Source organism: Bradyrhizobium sp. UNPA324 (genome assembly GCF_006658635.1).
In the GTDB taxonomy this organism is placed as follows: Bacteria; Pseudomonadota; Alphaproteobacteria; order Rhizobiales; family Xanthobacteraceae; genus Bradyrhizobium; species Bradyrhizobium nanningense.
On sequence record NZ_LFJD01000004.1, the window covers coordinates 4206516 to 4225683 of the forward strand.

The following is a 19168-nucleotide window of genomic DNA, read 5'->3' on the forward strand; positions in this document are numbered from 1 at the left end:
GCGCGTTCCTCAGGATGAGGGGAGAGAGTGAATTACGTTACAAAAGAGAAGGACAACCCGCGTGGGACAAGACATCAAACTGAGGGCGTCGGACAATTTCCAGCTCGGCGCCTATCGCGCTGACCCTGCAGGCGCGCCGAAGGGCGCGGTGGTGGTGATCCAGGAGATCTTTGGCGTCAATCATCACATCCGCTCGGTCTGCGACCGCCTCGCTGGCGAAGGCTATGTCGCGATCGCGCCGTCGATCTTCGACCGCACCGCGCCGAACTTCCAGTCGGGCTATTCGCCCGACGAGATCGCCGAAGCGCGCAAGTTCGTCGCCAATCCCGATTGGGCCGCGATGCTGCGCGATACGCAAGCGGCAATCGATGCCGCCAGAAGCGTCGGGCCCGTGGGCATCATCGGCTTCTGTCTTGGCGGCAGCATCGCCTTTGTCGCGGCGACGCGCTTGACCGGCCTGAAGGCCGCGATCGGTTATTACGGCGGCGCCGTCGTGCGCTTTGCCGACGAGACGCCGAAGGTGCCGACGCAATTGCATTTCGGCGAGAAGGACCAAGGCATTCCCCTAAGCGACGTCGAGACCGTCAAGGCGAAGCGGCCGGACGTGGAGGTCTTCGTCTATCCTGGCGCCCAGCACGGCTTCCATTGCGACGAGCGGGCGAGCTACGACAAGACCAGCGCCGACATCGCCTGGCCGCGCAGCATGGAATTCTTCGCGACGCATTTGAAGAAGTAGCGCCCGCCTCTCTCTCCTCCCTCAGAGCGGAAATCGGGTGGGCGCAGCGTGGTGCGCGGCGATAGAGCTGGCCAGTCAAGCCAACTCACGCCGGAGATCGCCATGCAGCAAGCCATCACGCACCTCGTCATCCGCAATCCCTTTGGAACCATGGATGTCCCCTCGCCCGATGATTCCGAAGTGATGGACTATGCCGCGACGGCCACGCTGCCCGGCGATGCGGCGGACCGCAATGCGGCGGCATGGGCATCGATCGCAGCGCCATCCGATCCGATCGAGGGTCTCTGGGCGAGCCGCTGGAATGGCGGCGCCGATCCGACCATTGCCGGCGACACGCCGGACAAGTGGAAACAGGGGCGCGCGGACATCCGCATCGCGGGGAGCCGGATCTATCTGCGCTTCGACTGGGACCATGGCCACCGGCACGGGCTGATCGATGCCGCGCGCGACGGCGCGGAGCGCCTGGTCGGGAAATACATCAATTTGACCACGCCGGCGATCACCAGGCCGTGGGTCGGGCGCGTGGTCGACGCTGACAGGATCGACGGATGTTTTCCGAACGGGCGGCTGGATTTCAGGCGGTGAGCTAGAACCAGCGCTCGCCGACGAACACGGTGTCGCCGGGATTCAAGGGGGTGCCGAGCGGCACCACGGCGCGCATGGAGCCGCCTTGCTCGGTATGCGTGACGGTGACCACGTCGCGCTTGGCGCGGGGCGAGAAGCCGCCGGCGATCGCGACCGCGCTTTCGACCGTCATGTTCGGCACATAGGGATATTGGCCCGGCGCGGTGACTTCGCCGAGAATGAAGAACGGGCGATAGGATTCGATCTCGACCGCGACCGAGGGTTCGCGGATATAGCCGTTGCGCAGGCGCGCGGCGATCTCGCCGGCAAGGCCGGCGGTGGTGCGGCCGCGTGCCGGCACCGCGCCGATCAGGGGCATGGTGATGGAGCCGCCGGCATCGATGGCGTAGCTGTTGGTGAGGCCTTCCTGGCCGTAGACCACGACGCGGAGCTTGTCGCCGGCGTCGAGATGGTAGGAGGCGTCGTAGCGCACCGGCCCCGCCATCGGCGCGGCGTAGCCGACCGGCATGGGTGCGGGCGAAGCGGCAAAGGAATTGCTGAGCGCCGCGATGGCACCGCCGCCATTGTTGGCAACGACGACCGGCTGCGGAGCGCCATAAGGCTGGCCATAGGCCATCGAGTCGAGATCGGCGCGAGCTGGCATCACCGCGACGGGACCGGCGGTCTGCATGCAGCCGCCAAGGGTCAGCGCGGCGGACGCTGCCAAGGCCACTGCCGTGATCGACGATCGAAACGCGCGTGCAACTGGCACCGGACCCATCCCTCGAAACGAGACAGTTCCAGTGATGCACCGGTTATGGTTAATAAAGCGTTTGCGGGGAGCGATGACCCGACGATGCCCGCCATGCGCGCGGTACGCTCCCTCTCCCGCTTGCGGAGGGAGGGCTGGGGAGAGGGTCTCTCCACGATGGGACAGTCTCCTAGAGGAAAGAGCCCTCACCCGCATCTGCGATGCAATGCGACCTCTCCCGCAAGCGGGAGAGGTGCATCGAGTTCGCGGCTAGCTTACGCGCTCACGCCCACTCCGATCGGGCAGGACACGCCGGTGCCCCCTAAGCCGCAATAGCCGGCGGGATTCTTCGCCAGATATTGCTGATGGTAATCCTCGGCGAAATAGAATTCGCCTGATGGCGCGATCTCGGTGGTGATGGCACCGAGACCTTTTGCTGCGAGTGCCTTCTGATAGAGCGCCTTCGACTCGTCAGCCGCCTTCTTCTGCGCATCGGAAGAGGTGTAGATCGCACTTCGGTACTGCGTGCCGACGTCGTTGCCCTGGCGCATGCCCTGCGTCGGGTTGTGACTCTCCCAGAACGTCTTCAAGAGCGCCTGGTAAGAGATCTTGTTCGGATCGAACACGACCAGCACCACTTCGGTGTGGCCGGTGCGGCCCGAACAGGTCTCTTCATAGGTCGGGTTCGGCGTGTGGCCGCCGGCATAGCCGACAGCGGTGGTGTAAATGCCATCGCCGATCTCCCAGAATTTCCGTTCGGCGCCCCAGAAGCAGCCGAGCCCGAACACCGCTTGCTCGAGGCCGGCGGGATAAGGCGGCTTGAGCCTGCTGCCGTTGACGAAATGGGTGGTCGCGGTCGGAATGGCCTGCGCACGGCCGGGCAGCGCGTCAGCTGCGCTCGGCAATGCGGTGGTCTTGCGCATGAACAGCATGATGGGTCTCCGAAACGAGCCGTCCGTCGCCTGAGCCAGATGCTCGAGGCGGCGTGCTCGCGATCAGGTGGGAATATAGCGATCTACGTGAGCGTGGGCAGAGTTGTTACGCCGCGCGCCGCGCAGCGCTCAATCCCGGCGGGAATTGAGGATCAATCCCGGGAATAGCCGATTAGCGGTTTCCGCGGCCGGAACAGGATCATCAGCAGGATGCCGAGAATGCCGAGCACGGCGAAGACCGGCTGATCCAGCAGCAGGCGGATCACGGAGGTCCAGAGCCAGGGCGCCTTGGCCTCGACCCAGGTGCGGAAGGCCGACTGGCTGGCCTGATTGATGTCGTTCCAGAACTGGCCGAACCGGGTGAACTTCAGGGTCTGGTCGGCCACCCAGCGGGCGCCGTCATAGACCATGAAGATGAACCCGCCGGCGAGCAGCAACAGCCCAATCAGTCGGAAAAAGCCGCGGATCATGCCTCACCTTATATGGTCGCCCGATCGGAGGACCCGATATAACGCCGCCAGCCAATAGCCGGGCGACGGCAGAAATTCAACCTCTTCAGGGCGTTACGGCGCCCCCTGGAGCGCCCTGAGGCCGCTTTTCCGGCCCAGAAAGCGTTGACGGTGCCGAAGACCCTCTCTATAAGGGCGCCAACTGGCGGCGGGCGCAATCCTGCCGCCGCTGTTCTTTGAGCAGTTGCAGGCTCCTTGAGCTTAGAGCTCTATGAGGCCTCATGTTCCCGGGACGGCCCAGCAACCGAACACCCTAAATCCGAGCGTCGATTACGCGGTCAAGCAAGCCGGCGCTACCCGACCAAGACGCGACCGGTACCCGCAAAGGATATTGAGACCATGGCCAATACCACTTCCGCCAAGAAAGCGACGCGCAAGATCGCCCGCCGCACCGCCGTCAACAAGTCGCGCCGCACCCAGATGCGCGGTGTCGTGCGGACCGTCGAGGAAGCCATCGCCACCGGCGATCGCGCCGCAGCCGTGAAGGCGCTGGCGAATGCCGAGCCCGCGTTGATGCGTGCCGCGCAGCGCAACATCATTCACAAGAACAACGCCAGTCGCAAAGTCTCGCGCCTCACCGCGCAGATCGCCAAGCTCGCCAAGTAAGCTCGGCAAGTCAGGGCGGATCGATCGGTCGACTGATCGATCGAACATCGCACGCGTCAAACAGCCCGGCATCGCGCCGGGCTTTTTTGTTGCCTGTCATATTCACGGAAAGGCGACACGCACGATCGATCTACGATTGGAAGGTTCGCATCGCCTGCGCTATTCTTCGTTCCGTAGTTCTACCTGCCGCTGAGTTGCAACAGCGGAAACTTTCACTGCATTGCGAAAAGTGCTGTGCTGCGGGCCCGGATTGAATCCGCAGGCGACGAAAGTTCTACACACCGTAGATTCACAGGAGCGCATGCAGCGTGGGAGTTACCCTGTGAAACGAGACTCAAAAAACGATGTCTCGCTAATCACTTATCAACATAGCGACCGCAAGCATTTGGAAAATTCGTCCCGCGCGTCGAGTGCATGACGAAATTGTAAAAAAAATTGGCGGTGGCGGAGAATTGTCACATGAGGTCTGGCGTTCTCGATTCTGTGCACGAATCCAAAAACTTGCTCCGAAGCCTGTGCACAAGTCGCGCGCGACGTTAACCGAGGTCAAGTTTTTTGATGCCTCAAGTGTGAATCAATTCCGTTGCGAGTCTTTCCGCTTAGTGTATTCCTTAGGTCGTCAGCGGCGCCCACGATCTTCAGACCAGCGCGGTTTAGGAAACGGGGCGAGCGTGCAAATCGGCGGCGGTGTGCACGTAGGCGACGCTTCAACAAGCGATGTCGGTTCACAACCCATAGCAATATGGGAATGGTAGCTGTTTGTCTGAATGTCTCCAAGCGGGATCTTCCCGCCTCGTGCCAAGCGCATATGAGGGACATCGCAAAGCTACCCCGGCACGCAAGGCGGCGAAGTCGAACGGACGATTAGTACACGGGCAGGCATCCGCGACATCGTAAGCCGCGGCTGTCTTTTGGACACGCAGGACCTTGTCGTGAGTAATCACGGCAGGACGGGGAGGTATTATGTCTTACGGACTCAACGCGGTATTGAAGCACGTCTCCAATTCGAACGATGCCGGTTTAGATCAGTCCGACCTCCAGCCCCCCGCGTGTGACGGAGCGCCGAGTACGCGCTGACCTCGCGAACCCTCCATCTCTGACATCGCTGACCGGACGCGGCGTTCTCGCCGAGCGGCCGAGCCATGCCTGACGATGGACTCGCTCTGAGGTCGCACCATGACAGAAACCCTGACAGCAGGAACTCTTCATGGCGCTCACCACGCAACTAAATCTCTCAAGAGAAGTTTTCTGACGATGACAATGGAACAGGATCGCTGGTCACGCGTGAAGGGTCGGCTGCGCTCGAGCGTTGGCGAGGACGTTTACACGAGCTGGTTTGCACGCATGGATCTGGAAGGCGTGCAGGACGAGAGCGTGCGGCTCTCGGTGCCGACGCGCTTCCTGAAGAGCTGGATCCAGGCCCATTATGCCGAGCGCGTGCTGTCGTGCTGGCAGGCCGAGATGCCGGAAGTGCATCGCATCGATCTCACCGTCCGCTCCGCGGTGCGCCCGGTGGCGCAGCCGAAGGAAGCACCAGTGCCGGTCGAGACGCGACGTATGCCGACGCCGGAGCTGCGCTCGACCGCGACGGCGCCGGTCTCGGCCAATCATGACGCGCTCGGCGGCTCGCCGCTCGATCCGCGCCTGACCTTCGCGAGCTTCGTCGTCGGCCGCTCCAACACGCTGGCGCATGCGGCTGCGCGTCAGGTCGCGGAAGGCCGCCGCGGCGACCCCGTGATGTTCAACCCGCTCTACATCCATGCCGGCGTCGGGCTCGGCAAGACGCATCTGCTGCAGGCGGTGACCTGGGCCGGCAATTCCGGCAATGAGCGCAAGGTGCTGTACCTGACTGCGGAAAAGTTCATGTACGGCTTCGTCGCCGCGCTGAAGACGCAGACGGCGCTGGCCTTCAAGGAGGCGCTGCGCGGCATCGACGTGCTCGTGATCGACGACCTCCAATTCCTGCAGGGCAAGTCGACCCAGGCCGAGTTCTGCCACACGCTGAACGCGCTGATCGACGCCGGCCGCCAAGTCGTGATCGCAGCCGACCGTCCGCCGTCCGATCTCGAAAGCCTCGACGACCGCGTGCGCTCGCGACTTGCCGGCGGCCTCGTTGTCGAGATGGGCTCGCTCGGCGAGGAGCTGCGCCACGGCATCCTCAAGTCGCGCGTCGCGGCCGCCCGCGCCCATCACGCGACGTTCGAGGTGCCGGAGGAGGTGCTGCATTATCTGGCGCGCACCATCACCCATAACGGCCGCGACCTCGAAGGCGCGATCAACCGTCTGCTCGCTCACTCGAAACTCAACAACCGGCCGGTGACGCTGGAGATGGCGGAGCACGAGGTGCGTGACCTGGTGCGGCCGCAGGAGCCGAAGCGGATCAAGATCGAGGACATCCAGCGCGTGGTGGCCCGGCAGTATAATGTCAGCCGCTCCGACCTGCTCTCCTCGCGCCGCACCGCCAACGTGGTGCGCCCGCGCCAGGTCGCGATGTATCTCGCCAAGACGCTGACCCTGCGCTCGCTCCCCGAGATCGGCCGCCGCTTCGGCGGACGCGACCACACCACGGTGCTGCACGCCGTGCGCAAGATCGAGGCTCTGGTCTCCAAGGACAATGCGCTGTCGGAGGAAGTGGAGTCGCTGAAGCGCCAGCTTCAGGAATAAACGCCTATCCGTTTTCACCTCTCCCCGCTTGAGAGGTCGGAATGCGCGCGCAGCGCGGATTCCGGTGAGGGGGTACAGATCCAACGACCGCCTCACCCGCGGAGAGAGGCCCCTCACCCCACCCCTCTCAGGGCGAGCGAAGCTCGTCCCGGCCCCGTAAGAACGGGGCGAGGGAGCGCAGCTGTGCCCGGGCGACGGCTCTCGTTTTGGGCGGGTAAATCGTGGGGAACTGCCTCCGATCTCTTGAAACCGGGGGCCATCCAAGCCACCTTGCGCGACCCTGACAGCTTTGGTCATATCGGCTGGATGATCCGGCTTTCCGGGGTCTTCGGTGCCGTGGCGCGCGTCCCGCCGCCCGGCGTTCTCAACGTTGTGTTTCCTTGGGGATCGGGCGAGTAGTGCAATGAAGGTTACGGTCGAACGCGCGCAACTCCTGAAGTCGCTGGGCCATGTCCACCGCGTCGTCGAGCGCCGCAACACGATTCCGATCCTCGGCAACGTGCTGGTCCGGGCCGAGAACGCCAAACTGTCGCTGAAGGCGACCGACCTCGACCTCGAGGTGACGGAAACGCTGCCCGCGGAAACCGCGACCGCGGGCTCCACCACGGTGCCGGCGCACATGTTCTACGACATCGTGCGCAAGCTGCCGGATGGCTCGCAGATCGTGCTGGAGGCGGATGGCGACCGCGCCGTACTGGCGATCCGCGCCGGCCGCTCGCGCTTCACCCTGCAGACGCTCCCCGAGAACGACTTCCCGGATCTGGCCGCCGGCGACATGTCGCATTCCTTCTCGCTCGCCGCCAAGGACGTCAAGCGGCTGATCGACCGCACCCAGTTCGCGATCTCCACCGAAGAGACGCGCTATTACCTCAACGGCATCTATCTGCACGCGGCCGGCACGGCCAAGGCCGCGACCCTGCGCGGCGTCGCCACCGACGGCCACCGCCTCGCCCAGCTCGATTTGGTGCAGCCCAAGGGCGCCGAGGGCATGCCCGGCGTGATCGTGCCGCGCAAGACGGTCGGCGAGGTGCAGCGCCTGATCGAGGACACCGATGCCGAGATGACGATCGAGCTGTCGCAGGCAAAAATCCGCTTTACGATCGGCAACGTCGTGCTGACCTCGAAACTGATCGACGGCACCTTCCCCGATTACGGCCGCGTCATTCCGCAGGGCAACGACAAGGAGCTCGTCGTCGACAAGAAGGACTTTGAGAACGCGGTCGACCGCGTCTCGACGATTTCGAGCGAGCGGGGCCGCGCGGTCAAACTGTCGCTGTCGCCGGGTAAGCTGGTGCTGTCGGTGACCAATCCGGATTCCGGCAGCGCGACCGAAGAGCTCGAGGTCGAATACGCCTCCGACGCCCTCGATATCGGCTTCAACTCCCGCTACCTGCTCGACATCGCCGCCCAGATCGAAGGCGACGTCGCCACGCTCAAGCTCGCCGACCCCGGCTCGCCGACCCTGGTGCAAGACCGCGACGACAAGAGCGCGCTGTACGTGCTGATGCCGATGCGGGTGTGAGACCTAGCGGCATCCAGACCTGTTACTACATCGTCATGGCCGGGCTCGTCCCGGCCATCCACGTCTTCAGAGCCAAGAACGTGGATGCCCGGCACAAGGCCGGGCATGACGGAAAACGGATCTCATGACCCCCTCCCGCATTCACCGCCTGACGCTGACGCATTTTCGCAATTACCGGGCGGCGGGGCTCGAGACGGCGGCTGACCTGGTGGCGCTGGTCGGGCCGAACGGGGCGGGCAAGACCAATTGCATCGAGGCGATCTCGTTCCTGTCGCCGGGGCGGGGCTTAAGGCGCGCCACGCTGGAAGACGTCGCCGACAACCAGGGCGACGGCTCCTGGGCGGTATCGGCGCAGGTCGAGGGCGCGCTGGGGCTGGCGACGCTCGGCACCGGCATCGATGCGCCGCGGCCCGACAACGCGGTGAGCCGGCGCTGCCGCATCGACCGCGAGCCGGTGGGGTCGGCGGCAGCCTTCGGCGACCACATCCGCATGGTGTGGCTGACGCCGGCGATGGACGGGCTGTTCATGGGCGCGGCGTCCGAGCGGCGGCGCTTCTTCGACCGCCTGGTGCTCGCCATCGACAGCGAGCATTCCAGCCGCATCAACGCGCTGGAGCGCTCCCTGCGCTCGCGCAACCGGCTGCTCGAGACCCGCAATTACGACGATCATTGGTGTGACGCGATCGAGCGCGAGACCGCGGAGCTTGCGGTCGCGGTCGCGGCGACGCGCGGCCAGACCGCAGCTCGGCTGACCGGCATGCTCAACGCGCGCGCGCAGGCTTCCGCGTTTCCGTCCGCGCAAATCGCGCTCGATGGCTGGATGGAGAACGCGCTGCTGAGCGAGACCGCGACGTCGGTCGAGGACCGCTACCGCCAGATCCTGCGCGACAACCGTCCCCGCGATGCCATCGCCGGCCGCACCACCGACGGCCCGCATCTCACCGACCTCCAGGTGATCTATGCACCGAAGAGCATGCCGGCGCGCGACGCCTCGACCGGCGAGCAGAAGGCGCTGCTGATCGGCCTCGTGCTGGCGCATGCGAGCCTCGTTGCCGAGATGACCGGCATCGTGCCGCTGCTGCTGCTCGACGAGGTCGTGGCGCATCTCGATCCGAGCAGGCGCGCCGCGCTGTTCGACGAGCTGAAGAAGCTCGGCGCGCAGGTCTGGCTGACCGGCGCGGACCCGGCGGCCTTCGCCGAGATTGGCGCAGGCGGCGAAGTGTTTGACGTCGAGAGCGGACGAGTCTCGGCCCGAACGTAGAAGCGGCATTGAACCCGCTCGTTTCCGTCAGCGACTAGCTGCTTGAGGCCGTAACACGCGGCCATCGCGCGACTATCTTGGACACGCGATATCCTTGGAGCATTGGCATGACGACGCTGAGGCATGGGGCGCAAGCTCCGGCACGATGGCAGCTGTTTGCGTGTGGCCTTGCGCTTCTCGCAAGCTGCCTGCTCGCGGCAAGTGCCGGCGCCCTGGTCTCCAATCTGCCGCCGCTGTTCTCGGCCGCGCTCACGCCGGATCCCGCGGCCAGACTGCCTGCGCCAACCCGCTACCTCTATCGCGGCACCCACACCACCGTGATGCCCGGCATCGAAGCCCCGCTCCGCACCAGGCTCGAAACCACCGTGCCTGCAGAGCTCGGCGACGTCCTCACCTTCTATCGCACCGAGCTCGGAAAGCTCGGCTGGCAGGAGAAGCCCGATGGCGCGGTGATCGCAGCCGACCACGCCCAGCTCGCCTTCGCCTCCCCACTCGGGCCCGCCGCACTGGAGCTCGCCCGCAAGGGCGGCAGCACCTCGGTTCATCTCGTGCAGAAGAACGCCGAGGCGGCGACCCGGGCGAACGTCCTGCCCGAGCCCGACCAGGCGAAACTGGTGTTCAGCAATATCAGCGGGACGGACGCCGTGCTCACGATCGACGCGCGGACCGTCAGGCGTACCGCCGGCGCCCACGCGGTCTCACTGGATCTGGCGCCCGGCAGATATTCCTACGAACTGCGCGTGCCGGACCGCTCCGCCACCACGAATGTCCTCACCATTGCCGCCGGCGATGCCTGGGAGCTCACGGTCGGGCGCGACGGAGACGCCTGGCCACCGCTGCAGTTGTATTGAAGGCTTCTGAGGCTTCGGCGAGCTTTGAATCTCATGGGACCAAAGACCCGGACCAGCCTTTTCCAGGCGCCCCGGCCCCTCCTACCGCCCGCAAAACCACGCCTTTCGGAGCCCCAAAACAGCCCCTCGAATCGCTTTTTTGCAGCGCCCTAAATCGGCCTCCAGAAGGCTTGAAAACTCGCCCAAAAACCCTATTTATTCAAAGGGTTGTGGCGGCATACTTTGCGCTAGGCGCAATCCCGCTTTCATGGCACAAATAGCTCGCAAATCAGCGCCTTCTGCGCGGCTGATTCGGGCGACATCTCGAAGGCATCTCATGACTGAACCTGCTCGGCAGCCCGCTGCCGAAAACGAGCCCTCCAATCCGAACGAATACGGTGCGGAATCGATTCGCGTGCTCAAGGGTCTCGATGCCGTCCGCAAGCGCCCCGGCATGTATATCGGCGACACCGACGACGGCTCGGGCCTGCACCACATGGTCTACGAGGTCGTCGACAACGCGATCGACGAGGCGCTGGCGGGCCACGCGACGCGCGTCGACGTGATTCTCAACGCCGACAATTCCGTTACCGTGCGCGACGACGGCCGCGGCATTCCCGTCGACATCCACAAGGGCGAAGGCATCTCGGCAGCCGAGGTCATCATGACCCAGCTGCACGCCGGCGGAAAGTTCGACCAGAATTCCTACAAGGTTTCCGGCGGCCTGCACGGCGTCGGCGTCTCCGTCGTCAACGCGCTGTCGAGCAAGCTTGGCTTGCGGATCTGGCGCGACAACAAGGAGCATTATATCGAGTTCGCCCATGGCGATGCCGTCGCACCGCTGAAGGTCGTCGGCGATGCGCCGGGCAAGCGCGGCACCGAAGTGACGTTCTTGGCTTCGACCGAGACCTTCAAGAACATCGAATATGATTTCGCCACGCTCGAGCATCGCCTGCGCGAGCTCGCCTTCCTCAATTCCGGCGTCAACATCGCCCTCTCCGACATGCGTCACGCGGTCGAGAAGCGCGAGGAGATGCACTATTCCGGCGGCGTCGAGGAATTCGTCAAATATCTCGACCGCAACAAGAAGGCGATCGTGCCGACCCCGATCATGGTGCGCTCGGAAGCCAACGGTATCGGCGTCGAGGCGGCTTTGTGGTGGAACGACAGCTACCACGAGAACGTGCTGTGCTTCACCAACAACATTCCGCAGCGCGACGGCGGCACCCATCTGGCCGGTTTCCGCGGTGCGTTGACGCGCCAGGTCAACGGCTATGCCGACGCCAACGCCAAAAAGGAAAAGATCGCGCTGACCGGCGACGATTGCCGCGAAGGTCTCACCGCCGTTTTGTCGGTGAAGGTGCCCGATCCGAAATTCTCGTCGCAGACCAAGGACAAGCTGGTGTCCTCGGAAGTGCGACCCGTGGTCGAGAACGTGCTCAACGAGGCGCTGCAGGCCTGGTTTGAGGAGCACCCGTCCGAGGCCAAGATGATCGTCGGCAAGGTGATCCAGGCCGCCGCGGCCCGCGAAGCCGCGCGAAAGGCGCGTGAGCTGACCCGCAAGAGCCCGCTCTCGGTCTCCTCACTGCCGGGCAAGCTCGCCGACTGCCAGGAGAAGGATCCGGCCAAGTCCGAGCTCTTCATCGTCGAGGGCGACTCGGCAGGCGGCAGCGCCAAGCAGGGCCGCAACCGCGAATTCCAGGCGGTGCTGCCGCTGCGCGGCAAGATCCTCAACGTTGAACGCGTCCGCCCCGACAAGATGCTCTCATCCGAGCAGATCGGCACGCTGATCACCGCGCTCGGCACCGGCATCAGCGACGAGTTCTCGATCGAGAAGCTGCGCTATCACAAGATCATCGTGATGACCGACGCCGACGTCGACGGCGCCCACATCCGCACGTTGCTCCTGACCTTCTTCTACCGGCAGATGCGCGACATCATCGACGGCGGCTATCTCTATATCGCCCAGCCGCCGCTCTATAAGGTCTCACGCGGCAAGTCCGAGCAGTATCTGAAGGACGAGCGAGCGCTGGAAGACTATCTGATCGACGCCGGCCTCGACGACTGCGTCTTCATTCCCGGCACCGGCGGCGACCGCATCGGCCGCGACCTGCGCTCGCTGGTCGACGACGCGCGCGTGGTCCGCAGCATTTTGCGCAATCTGCACAGCCGCTATAACCGCAAGGTCATCGAGCAGGCCGCCATCACCGGCGTCTTGAACAAGGCGATCTACGGCGATCCCGAGAAGGCCGCGGCCGCCGCACAGTACATCGCGGGCCGGCTGGACAACCAGGCCGAGGAGGTCGAGCGCGGCTGGATCGGGCAATACGTGGAGGGCCAGGGCTTCCAGTTCGAGCGCACCGTACGAGGCGTCAAGGAAGCCGCTGTCATCGACGACGCCTTCCTGGGGTCCGCCGAGGCACGCAAGCTCGACGAGTACACGGTGAAGCTTCAAGACGTTTATGCCCGCCCCGGCAACCTGCGGCGCAGGGATGTCGAGCACATGGTCTACGGCCCGGTCGACCTGTTCGAGGCGGTCACCGATGCCGGCCGCAAGGGCATCGCGCTGCAGCGCTATAAAGGCCTGGGCGAGATGAACCCGGAGCAGCTCTGGGAGACGACGCTCAACACCGACGTCCGCTCGCTCTTGCAGGTGAAGGTCAAGGAGGTCGACGAGGCCGACGACATCTTCACCAAGCTGATGGGCGACGTGGTCGAGCCGCGCCGCGACTTCATCCAGGAACATTCGCTGAGCGCGACGATCGATATTTGAGGTCTTTGGCTTCAGGTGCGATCTCCTGGCCAAGGGCGTCTTGCTGCTGATCGTCGTCCTTTATGTGGTAGCGAATATCATCGGCTTGTTCTAAACGCCTGACGCAGCGGGCCTGTTCAGGGCCAATGAGCGGCTTTCGCCGCGACAAGTGCAGAATTGCTACCCTGCTCAATTCTCGGTAGTTTCCGCTCCCGAAGCAGCCCGCCCCAACGCAACAGGACAGCGAGAAACCCCGTGGCGCCCATCCAATACATCGTCGAGGGCGGTCACCGGCTCTCGGGCTCGATCGAGCCATCCGGCAACAAGAATTCGGCGCTGCCGATCATCGCCGCCGCCCTGCTCACCGAACACCCGGTGACGCTGGAGAACGTGCCGCGGATCCGCGACACCGAGACGCTGGTCGAGCTGATCCGCTCGGTCGGCGCGTCCGCGGAATGGACCGCCCGCAACACGCTTCACATCCACGCCAAGAGCATCCGCGCCGCCGATCTCGACCCCGAGCTGTGCGTGCGGATCCGCGCCTCGATCCTGCTCGCCGGCCCCCTGCTCGCGCGCTGCGGCGAAGTGATGCTGCCGCCACCGGGCGGCGACGTCATCGGCCGCCGCCGGCTCGACACCCACGTGCTGGCGCTCGAGCAGCTGGGAGCAAAAGTCACCGCGACCGATCGGCTCGAATTCCGCGCGCCCAAACTTGCCGGCGCGGACGTGTTCCTGGACGAGCCGAGCGTGACCGCGACGGAGAACGCGCTGGTCGCGGCGGTCGCCGCCGACGGTGTCACCATTTTGCGCAATGCGGCCTCCGAGCCGCATGTACAGGACCTCGCCAACTTCCTGGTCGCGCTCGGCGCCAAGATCGAGGGCATCGGCACCAACACCATGATCGTGTACGGGCCGGCGACGCTGGGAGAAGCGACCTACCGGATCCAGCCCGACCATATCGAGGTCGGCTCGCTGATCGGCCTTGCCGCGGTGACGCGCTCTCCCTTACGCATCACGCGCGCCGGCGTCGAGCATCTGCACTCGATCCGCATGGGGTTCGAGCGGCTCGGCATCGTCTGCCGCATCGAGGGCGACGATCTCATCGTGCCGTCCAATCAAACATTGAAGATCCAGGACGATTTCGGCGGCCACGTGCCGAAGCTGGAGGACCAGCCCTGGCCAGCGTTCCCCGCCGATCTGATGTCGATCGCGATCGTCACCGCTACGCAATGCGAGGGCGTCATCCTGATGTTCGAGAAGATGTTCGAATCCAGGATGTTCTTCGTCGACAAGCTGATCGCGATGGGCGCGCGCATCGTGCTGTGCGATCCGCACCGCGCGATCATCGCCGGTCCGAGCCGTCTGCACGGCGCAACCATGACCTCGCCCGACATTCGGGCCGGCATGGCGATGTTGCTCGCGGCCGTGTGCGCCCAGGGCACCTCCACCATCAACAACGCCGACCAGATCGAGCGCGGCTACGAGCGCATCGAGGAACGGCTGAATGCGCTGGGCGCGAAGATCAAGCGCGTGCCGGAGCGGAAGGGCTGATCTTCGCCTCTCCCCGCTTGCGGCAGGGTAATCGCATTTGAACATTCAGCAGAGGTCGTCATGCCCGGGCTTGTCCCGGGCATCACGTTCTTTGTGCTGCGTGGAAAGGCGTGGATGGCCGGGACAAGCCCCGGCCACGACGCTGTGGGTACTGTCGGTGCCCCCAGCCCACACCTCATATGCGATTGCCCTGCCGCGTGCGGGGAGAGGCCGGAATTTGCGAGAGCAAATTCCGGGTGAGGGGGACTCTCCGCGAGTCCAACTGCCATCTTTTCTGCGGAAACAGCCCCTCACCCAAACCCTCTCCCCGTAAGAACGGGGAGAGGGAGAAGAAGCGTCGGGCCATGTTTTCGTCGCGCGGCCGTGCTATTGAGCCGCCATGCTCGACACCGTGCAACATCGTGCGCAGCCGCAGGCCGGCGTGCCGCAAAACCATCTCGCGCAGGAATTCGTCGAGACGCTGCGGCTGGCCGTGCCGCTGATGCTGACGCAGCTCGGACAGATCGCAATGATCACGACCGATCTCGCGCTGATCGGGCGGCTCGGCGAGGATGCGGTGGCCGCGGCGGCGCTGGCCCACACGGTCTATTTCGTCAGCTTCACCTTCGGGCTCGGATTGATGGCCGCGGTGTCGCCGCTGGCGGCGCAGGCATTCGGTGCCGGCGACGTCAGGCTGATCCGACGCTCCTTGCGTGTCGGACTATGGGTCGCGTTGCTGATCTCACTGCCGATGATGGCCTCGCCGCTCTATGGCGAGCAGATCCTCCTCGCGCTGGGACAGGCGCCGCAGCCGGCCGCGCTGGCGCAGCGCTATCTCAATGGCCTCGCCTGGGGCATCGCGCCGGCGCTCGGCTTCATCGCGCTGCGCAGCATGATGAGCGCGGTGAACCGGCCGCAGCCGCCGCTGTGGATCACGCTGGCGGCGATCCCGGTCAATGCCGTGCTGGTCTACGCCCTGATCCACGGCCTGTTCGGCCTGCCGGAGCTCGGCCTGTTCGGCGCGGGACTTGCGACCACGATCGTCAACCTCGGCACGTTCGTCGCGACCCTTGCCATCGCGGGGCTGCGCAAGCCGTTTTCGGACTATCGCCCGCTCGCCCGCCTGTGGCGGATCGACTGGCCTCTGATGCGGCAGCTGATCGCGCTCGGCGCACCGATCTCGTTTTCACTGCTGCTGGAATACGGCCTGTTCTCCTCGGCCGCGCTGCTGATGGGATTGATCTCGACCACCGCGATTGCCGCGCATCAGATCGCGCTGCAGGTCACCGCCGTGCTGTTCATGGTGCCGCTCGGCATCGGCATGGCGGCGACGGTGCGGGTCGGCCACGCCTTCGGCCGCGGCGACCCGGCCGCGGTGAAGCGCGCGGGGCTGGCCGCCGCCGTGCTCGGTATCGCGCTCGTGTCGGCGCTGACGCTCGCCATCATTCTCGGTCGTTATCAGCTGGGGCGATTGTTCTTCGGCAGCAATGAAGCCAGCGCGCCTACGGTCGCGCTGACCGCGACGCTGCTGCTGGTCGGCGCCACCTTCTTCATCGCCGACGGCCTCCAGACCATCATGGGCGGCGCGCTGCGTGGCATCAACGACACCAGGATGACTCTGCTGTTCGCGGCGATCGGCTATTGGGGCATCGCCTTTCCCGTCGCCTGGGTGCTGGCATTCCATGCCGGGCTCGGCGCGGTCGGCGTCTGGATCGGATTCTCGGTCGGCACCTTCGTCTATGCCGGGCTATTGATCTTGCGCTTCCGGATGCTGACGCGCAGATTGGCGGGATGACGGCGACAGTCCACGAAGTCATGCCCTTCCACAAGCTAGTCGTCCGCGGCATGATGGGACAGATCGTGGAGCGGGCCGATGACTCTGTCAGTTGATCTTTTCTTCTCTTTCCGCAGCCCGTTCAGCTATCTGGCGCTGCCGAAGACACTGAAACTCGTGGAGGACTACGATCTCGCCGTCAACCTGCGGCCGGTCTATCCGCTCGCGGTGCGCGTCCCCGGCTTCTTCAAGAAGGCCAGCCCGAACTTCATTCGCTATGTCGTGCTCGACAGCACGCGCGTGGCGCAGCACGAGGGCATTCCGTTCCGCTTTCCCCGCCCCGATCCGATCGTGCAGGACAAGACGAATTTCGATGTCGCGGCCGAGCAGCCCTATATCCACCGCCTGACCCGGCTCGGCGCGATGGCGCAGCTCGATGGCCGCGCGCTCGCGTTCACCAATGCGATCGCCCGCGTGCTGTGGGACGGTTCGGTCGCGGGGTGGAACGAGGGCGATCATCTCGCGCGCGCGGCCGCGGACGCCGGCTTCGATCTCGCGGCGATGGATGCCGCGATCACCGCCGATCCGGATCGCTACGAGCAGGTGATTGCCGACAACGAGAAGGACCACGCCGCGTCAGGCCATTGGGGCGTACCGACCTTCGTGTTCGAGAACGAGCCGTTCTTCGGACAGGATCGCATCGACCTGCTGGTCTGGTGCATGCAGGGCAAAGGGCTGACGCGGCGTGCGGGCCAACATCGATGAAGACTGCCGTGTTCAACCCACGGGCCCCGGGGTCCAATTGTCCCCTGCAAGCGGACTAACTCTCACGTCAGTAATGACTCCGAGGTCCATGCTTGGATCAAAATGGCGCATCGTCCGCTCATTGAGGTCAATGATGCGGCCAGGTCTTAGTGGCCCCACGTCATTTATCTTGACGATGACCTTCTTGCCCACGGCCTCGACGAGGGCATATTTCGGCCTCGTGCCAAATTGAACCCCACCGAATTTCCGACGCAAGCTCGTCTTGATGGCGGCCGTCCAGGCAGAGGGATCATAACGCTCGCCGGTCGCTGTCTTCAGACCTCCCTCCTCCTTGCCGGGCTTGAACGGATTGTATGTGGACGCCGCGCCAACAATTGCATTGCCAGAGGCGGCATCGACGACGTCCTTTGAGGGATCCCCACGTGTTTCACTTCGAGCACTGGCAACAGAAACGGCAAGCGCAATCAGGGCGCCGCAAATTGCGGCGCTCGAGCGGAAGAGCATCATAAGTCCTGTGATTTTCTGGATTGTCCGGTTCCAGAACCGCAAACATGGTCAAGCCGAACGCAGAAGCGTCCATGAACTTGCGCCAATCTTTTGCGGATTCGAGCCAACCCCTGGCTACGGAACCGTTGTGAGAACCGGAGTTGGTCCTCACGTCGTGTTTAGCTTCTCATCCAATAAGACAGAGATTGCGTCAGCAGCATGACCCGATGGAACCTCGTGCGCGCAACGTCTCAGGGTCGCAGGCAGCCGATCGGGGCCAAGCCGCGCGACATGCGCATTGCTGTCGAAAGCCGACGTTTACGAGGTCGGGCCCGAACTCACTCCGCCACACGCACGGACTTGCCGCTCGCGACCTCCGACCATTCGCCGACGACGCGGTCGAGATCGCAGAGATTCTGGTGCATCTGCTCCAGCGAGAAACCGAGTGCGAAGAAGCGTTCGGCGGTGTCGCCGGCATGGCCGCGGATCAAACCGTCCTGACGGACGGCGGCAACCGCCTCCGCATAGTGCTGGAGCGCGACGTGGACTGGATGGATCGGCGGCGCGCCCGCGCCTTCGCGCAAGGCGCTAGCGGCCGAACGCAGGAAGCGCGCGATCGCGGTCGACACTTCCGTCAACGGAGCAGCTAGCCGCATCTGCACCTCGACCGGCAACGGCACCACGGTCGCGCGGCCGATCATCACGACGTCGTGGCGCAGCCGCAGCACGGTGCGCAACAGCGGGCCGGTGTCGGGCCCGCTCGACAGCCGCGCGGCGCGCTCGCGTTCGGCTTCAGCGCCGATGGCATTCATGCCCACCATCGCGGTGCCGATGCCGTCCTGGATCCGGTGCAGCGCGTCGTTGTCGCGGCCGCGCGTGAGGCCCGCGAGCAGCTCCGTGAAGGCATCCGCGATCAGCTCGAGCAGGATCGCCGCACTGGCACGAATCTGGCGCACCGCGCGCGAAGGCAGCACCAGAAACGATACCAGCAATCCCGTGATCGCGCCAACACCGACCTCGCTGACGCGATCGATCGCCGAGGTCATGGGATCGGAATGATGCATGGTCGGAACCAGCAGCACGATCACGGCCGTCACCGTGGCCGCGCTGAGGCTCGGATTGATCGCGGCGATGAAGGCGAGCGGCGCGACGGAGAGCACCAAGAGCCCCAACAGCCCCGCTTCACTGGAATAGGGGATCAGGATCGCGATGGCGCCGCCATAGATCGCGCCGCCGATCGTGCCCAGCATGTAGTCGCGCGTCGCCTTCAGCGAGCGGCCGACGCTCATCTGGGTGACGATCAGCGAGGTCAGGACCGCCCAGAGCGGCAGCAACAGATGCAGCGCGGTGGCGAGCGCATAGGCCGCGGTCGCGGCGACCGTGACCCGGATCGCCAAGCCCAGTTGCGTCCGCCGCGACCTGATCCGGTCGAACAGCTCGTTTGCGAGTGCCATCGTCTGAAGTCCCGATCCTCTCGAGGCCAGGC

At 64.8% G+C, this 19168-nt stretch carries 16 protein-coding genes; 11 read left to right on the forward strand and 5 right to left on the reverse strand.

The window, feature by feature from the left end:
* Positions 1-61 precede the first annotated feature (61 nt).
* On the forward strand, positions 62-736 hold the full coding sequence (locus UNPA324_RS20210; RefSeq protein ID WP_128922732.1) for a dienelactone hydrolase family protein: 675 nt from the start codon (positions 62-64) through the stop codon (positions 734-736).
* Between the two features lie 102 nt (positions 737-838).
* Positions 839-1321, forward strand: coding sequence for a hypothetical protein (locus UNPA324_RS20215; RefSeq protein ID WP_141935625.1), 483 nt, complete (start codon positions 839-841; stop codon positions 1319-1321).
* Between the two features lies 1 nt (position 1322).
* Here UNPA324_RS20215 and UNPA324_RS20220 read toward each other — a convergent pair whose 3' ends face one another.
* The 3 genes from UNPA324_RS20220 to UNPA324_RS20230 form a co-directional block, all read right to left on the reverse strand.
* Positions 1323-2072 (reverse strand): polysaccharide biosynthesis/export family protein, encoded by a 750-nt coding sequence (locus UNPA324_RS20220; RefSeq protein WP_128922730.1) that lies wholly within the window; start codon positions 2070-2072, stop codon positions 1323-1325.
* Between the two features lie 254 nt (positions 2073-2326).
* Entirely contained in the window at positions 2327-2983 is a 657-nt protein-coding gene (gene msrA / locus UNPA324_RS20225) for a peptide-methionine (S)-S-oxide reductase MsrA (RefSeq protein ID WP_141935627.1), read from the reverse strand.
* 152 nt (positions 2984-3135) lie between these two features.
* Positions 3136-3453, reverse strand: coding sequence for a hypothetical protein (locus tag UNPA324_RS20230; protein WP_028139549.1), 318 nt, complete (start codon positions 3451-3453; stop codon positions 3136-3138).
* 378 nt (positions 3454-3831) lie between these two features.
* On the opposite strand from UNPA324_RS20230, the gene rpsT reads away from it, so the two are divergent.
* From rpsT to UNPA324_RS20280, 9 genes are all read left to right on the forward strand, one after another.
* A complete protein-coding gene (gene rpsT / locus UNPA324_RS20235) occupies positions 3832-4098 on the forward strand; it encodes a 30S ribosomal protein S20 (protein ID WP_128922728.1) in 267 nt (88 codons plus the stop codon).
* Between the two features lie 1260 nt (positions 4099-5358).
* A complete protein-coding gene (dnaA, locus tag UNPA324_RS20245; protein WP_430641926.1) occupies positions 5359-6762 on the forward strand; it encodes a chromosomal replication initiator protein DnaA in 1404 nt (467 codons plus the stop codon).
* A gap of 403 nt (positions 6763-7165) precedes the next feature.
* A complete protein-coding gene (dnaN, locus tag UNPA324_RS20250; protein WP_128922726.1) occupies positions 7166-8284 on the forward strand; it encodes a DNA polymerase III subunit beta in 1119 nt (372 codons plus the stop codon).
* Between the two features lie 124 nt (positions 8285-8408).
* Positions 8409-9545 (forward strand): DNA replication/repair protein RecF, encoded by a 1137-nt coding sequence (gene recF, locus UNPA324_RS20255; RefSeq protein WP_128922725.1) that lies wholly within the window; start codon positions 8409-8411, stop codon positions 9543-9545.
* A 107-nt stretch (positions 9546-9652) separates the two neighbouring features.
* Positions 9653-10396, forward strand: a complete 744-nt coding sequence (locus tag UNPA324_RS20260; RefSeq protein WP_141935629.1) for a hypothetical protein — start codon at positions 9653-9655, stop codon at positions 10394-10396.
* 316 nt (positions 10397-10712) lie between these two features.
* On the forward strand, positions 10713-13148 hold the full coding sequence (gene gyrB, locus UNPA324_RS20265; RefSeq protein WP_141935631.1) for a DNA topoisomerase (ATP-hydrolyzing) subunit B: 2436 nt from the start codon (positions 10713-10715) through the stop codon (positions 13146-13148).
* A gap of 234 nt (positions 13149-13382) precedes the next feature.
* Positions 13383-14678, forward strand: coding sequence for a UDP-N-acetylglucosamine 1-carboxyvinyltransferase (murA, locus tag UNPA324_RS20270; protein ID WP_128922722.1), 1296 nt, complete (start codon positions 13383-13385; stop codon positions 14676-14678).
* Positions 14679-15057: 379 nt separating this feature from the next.
* Positions 15058-16452, forward strand: a complete 1395-nt coding sequence (locus UNPA324_RS20275; RefSeq protein WP_128922720.1) for an MATE family efflux transporter — start codon at positions 15058-15060, stop codon at positions 16450-16452.
* Positions 16453-16530: 78 nt separating this feature from the next.
* Positions 16531-17196, forward strand: coding sequence for a 2-hydroxychromene-2-carboxylate isomerase (locus UNPA324_RS20280; protein WP_141935633.1), 666 nt, complete (start codon positions 16531-16533; stop codon positions 17194-17196).
* 12 nt (positions 17197-17208) lie between these two features.
* On the opposite strand, the gene UNPA324_RS20285 is transcribed toward UNPA324_RS20280, so the two are convergent.
* Together UNPA324_RS20285 and UNPA324_RS20290 are read right to left on the reverse strand one after the other, a co-directional pair.
* Positions 17209-17703 (reverse strand): septal ring lytic transglycosylase RlpA family protein, encoded by a 495-nt coding sequence (locus tag UNPA324_RS20285; RefSeq protein ID WP_181769455.1) that lies wholly within the window; start codon positions 17701-17703, stop codon positions 17209-17211.
* A 317-nt stretch (positions 17704-18020) separates the two neighbouring features.
* Positions 18021-19136, reverse strand: a complete 1116-nt coding sequence (locus tag UNPA324_RS20290; protein WP_128922718.1) for an FUSC family protein — start codon at positions 19134-19136, stop codon at positions 18021-18023.
* Positions 19137-19168 lie beyond the last annotated feature (32 nt).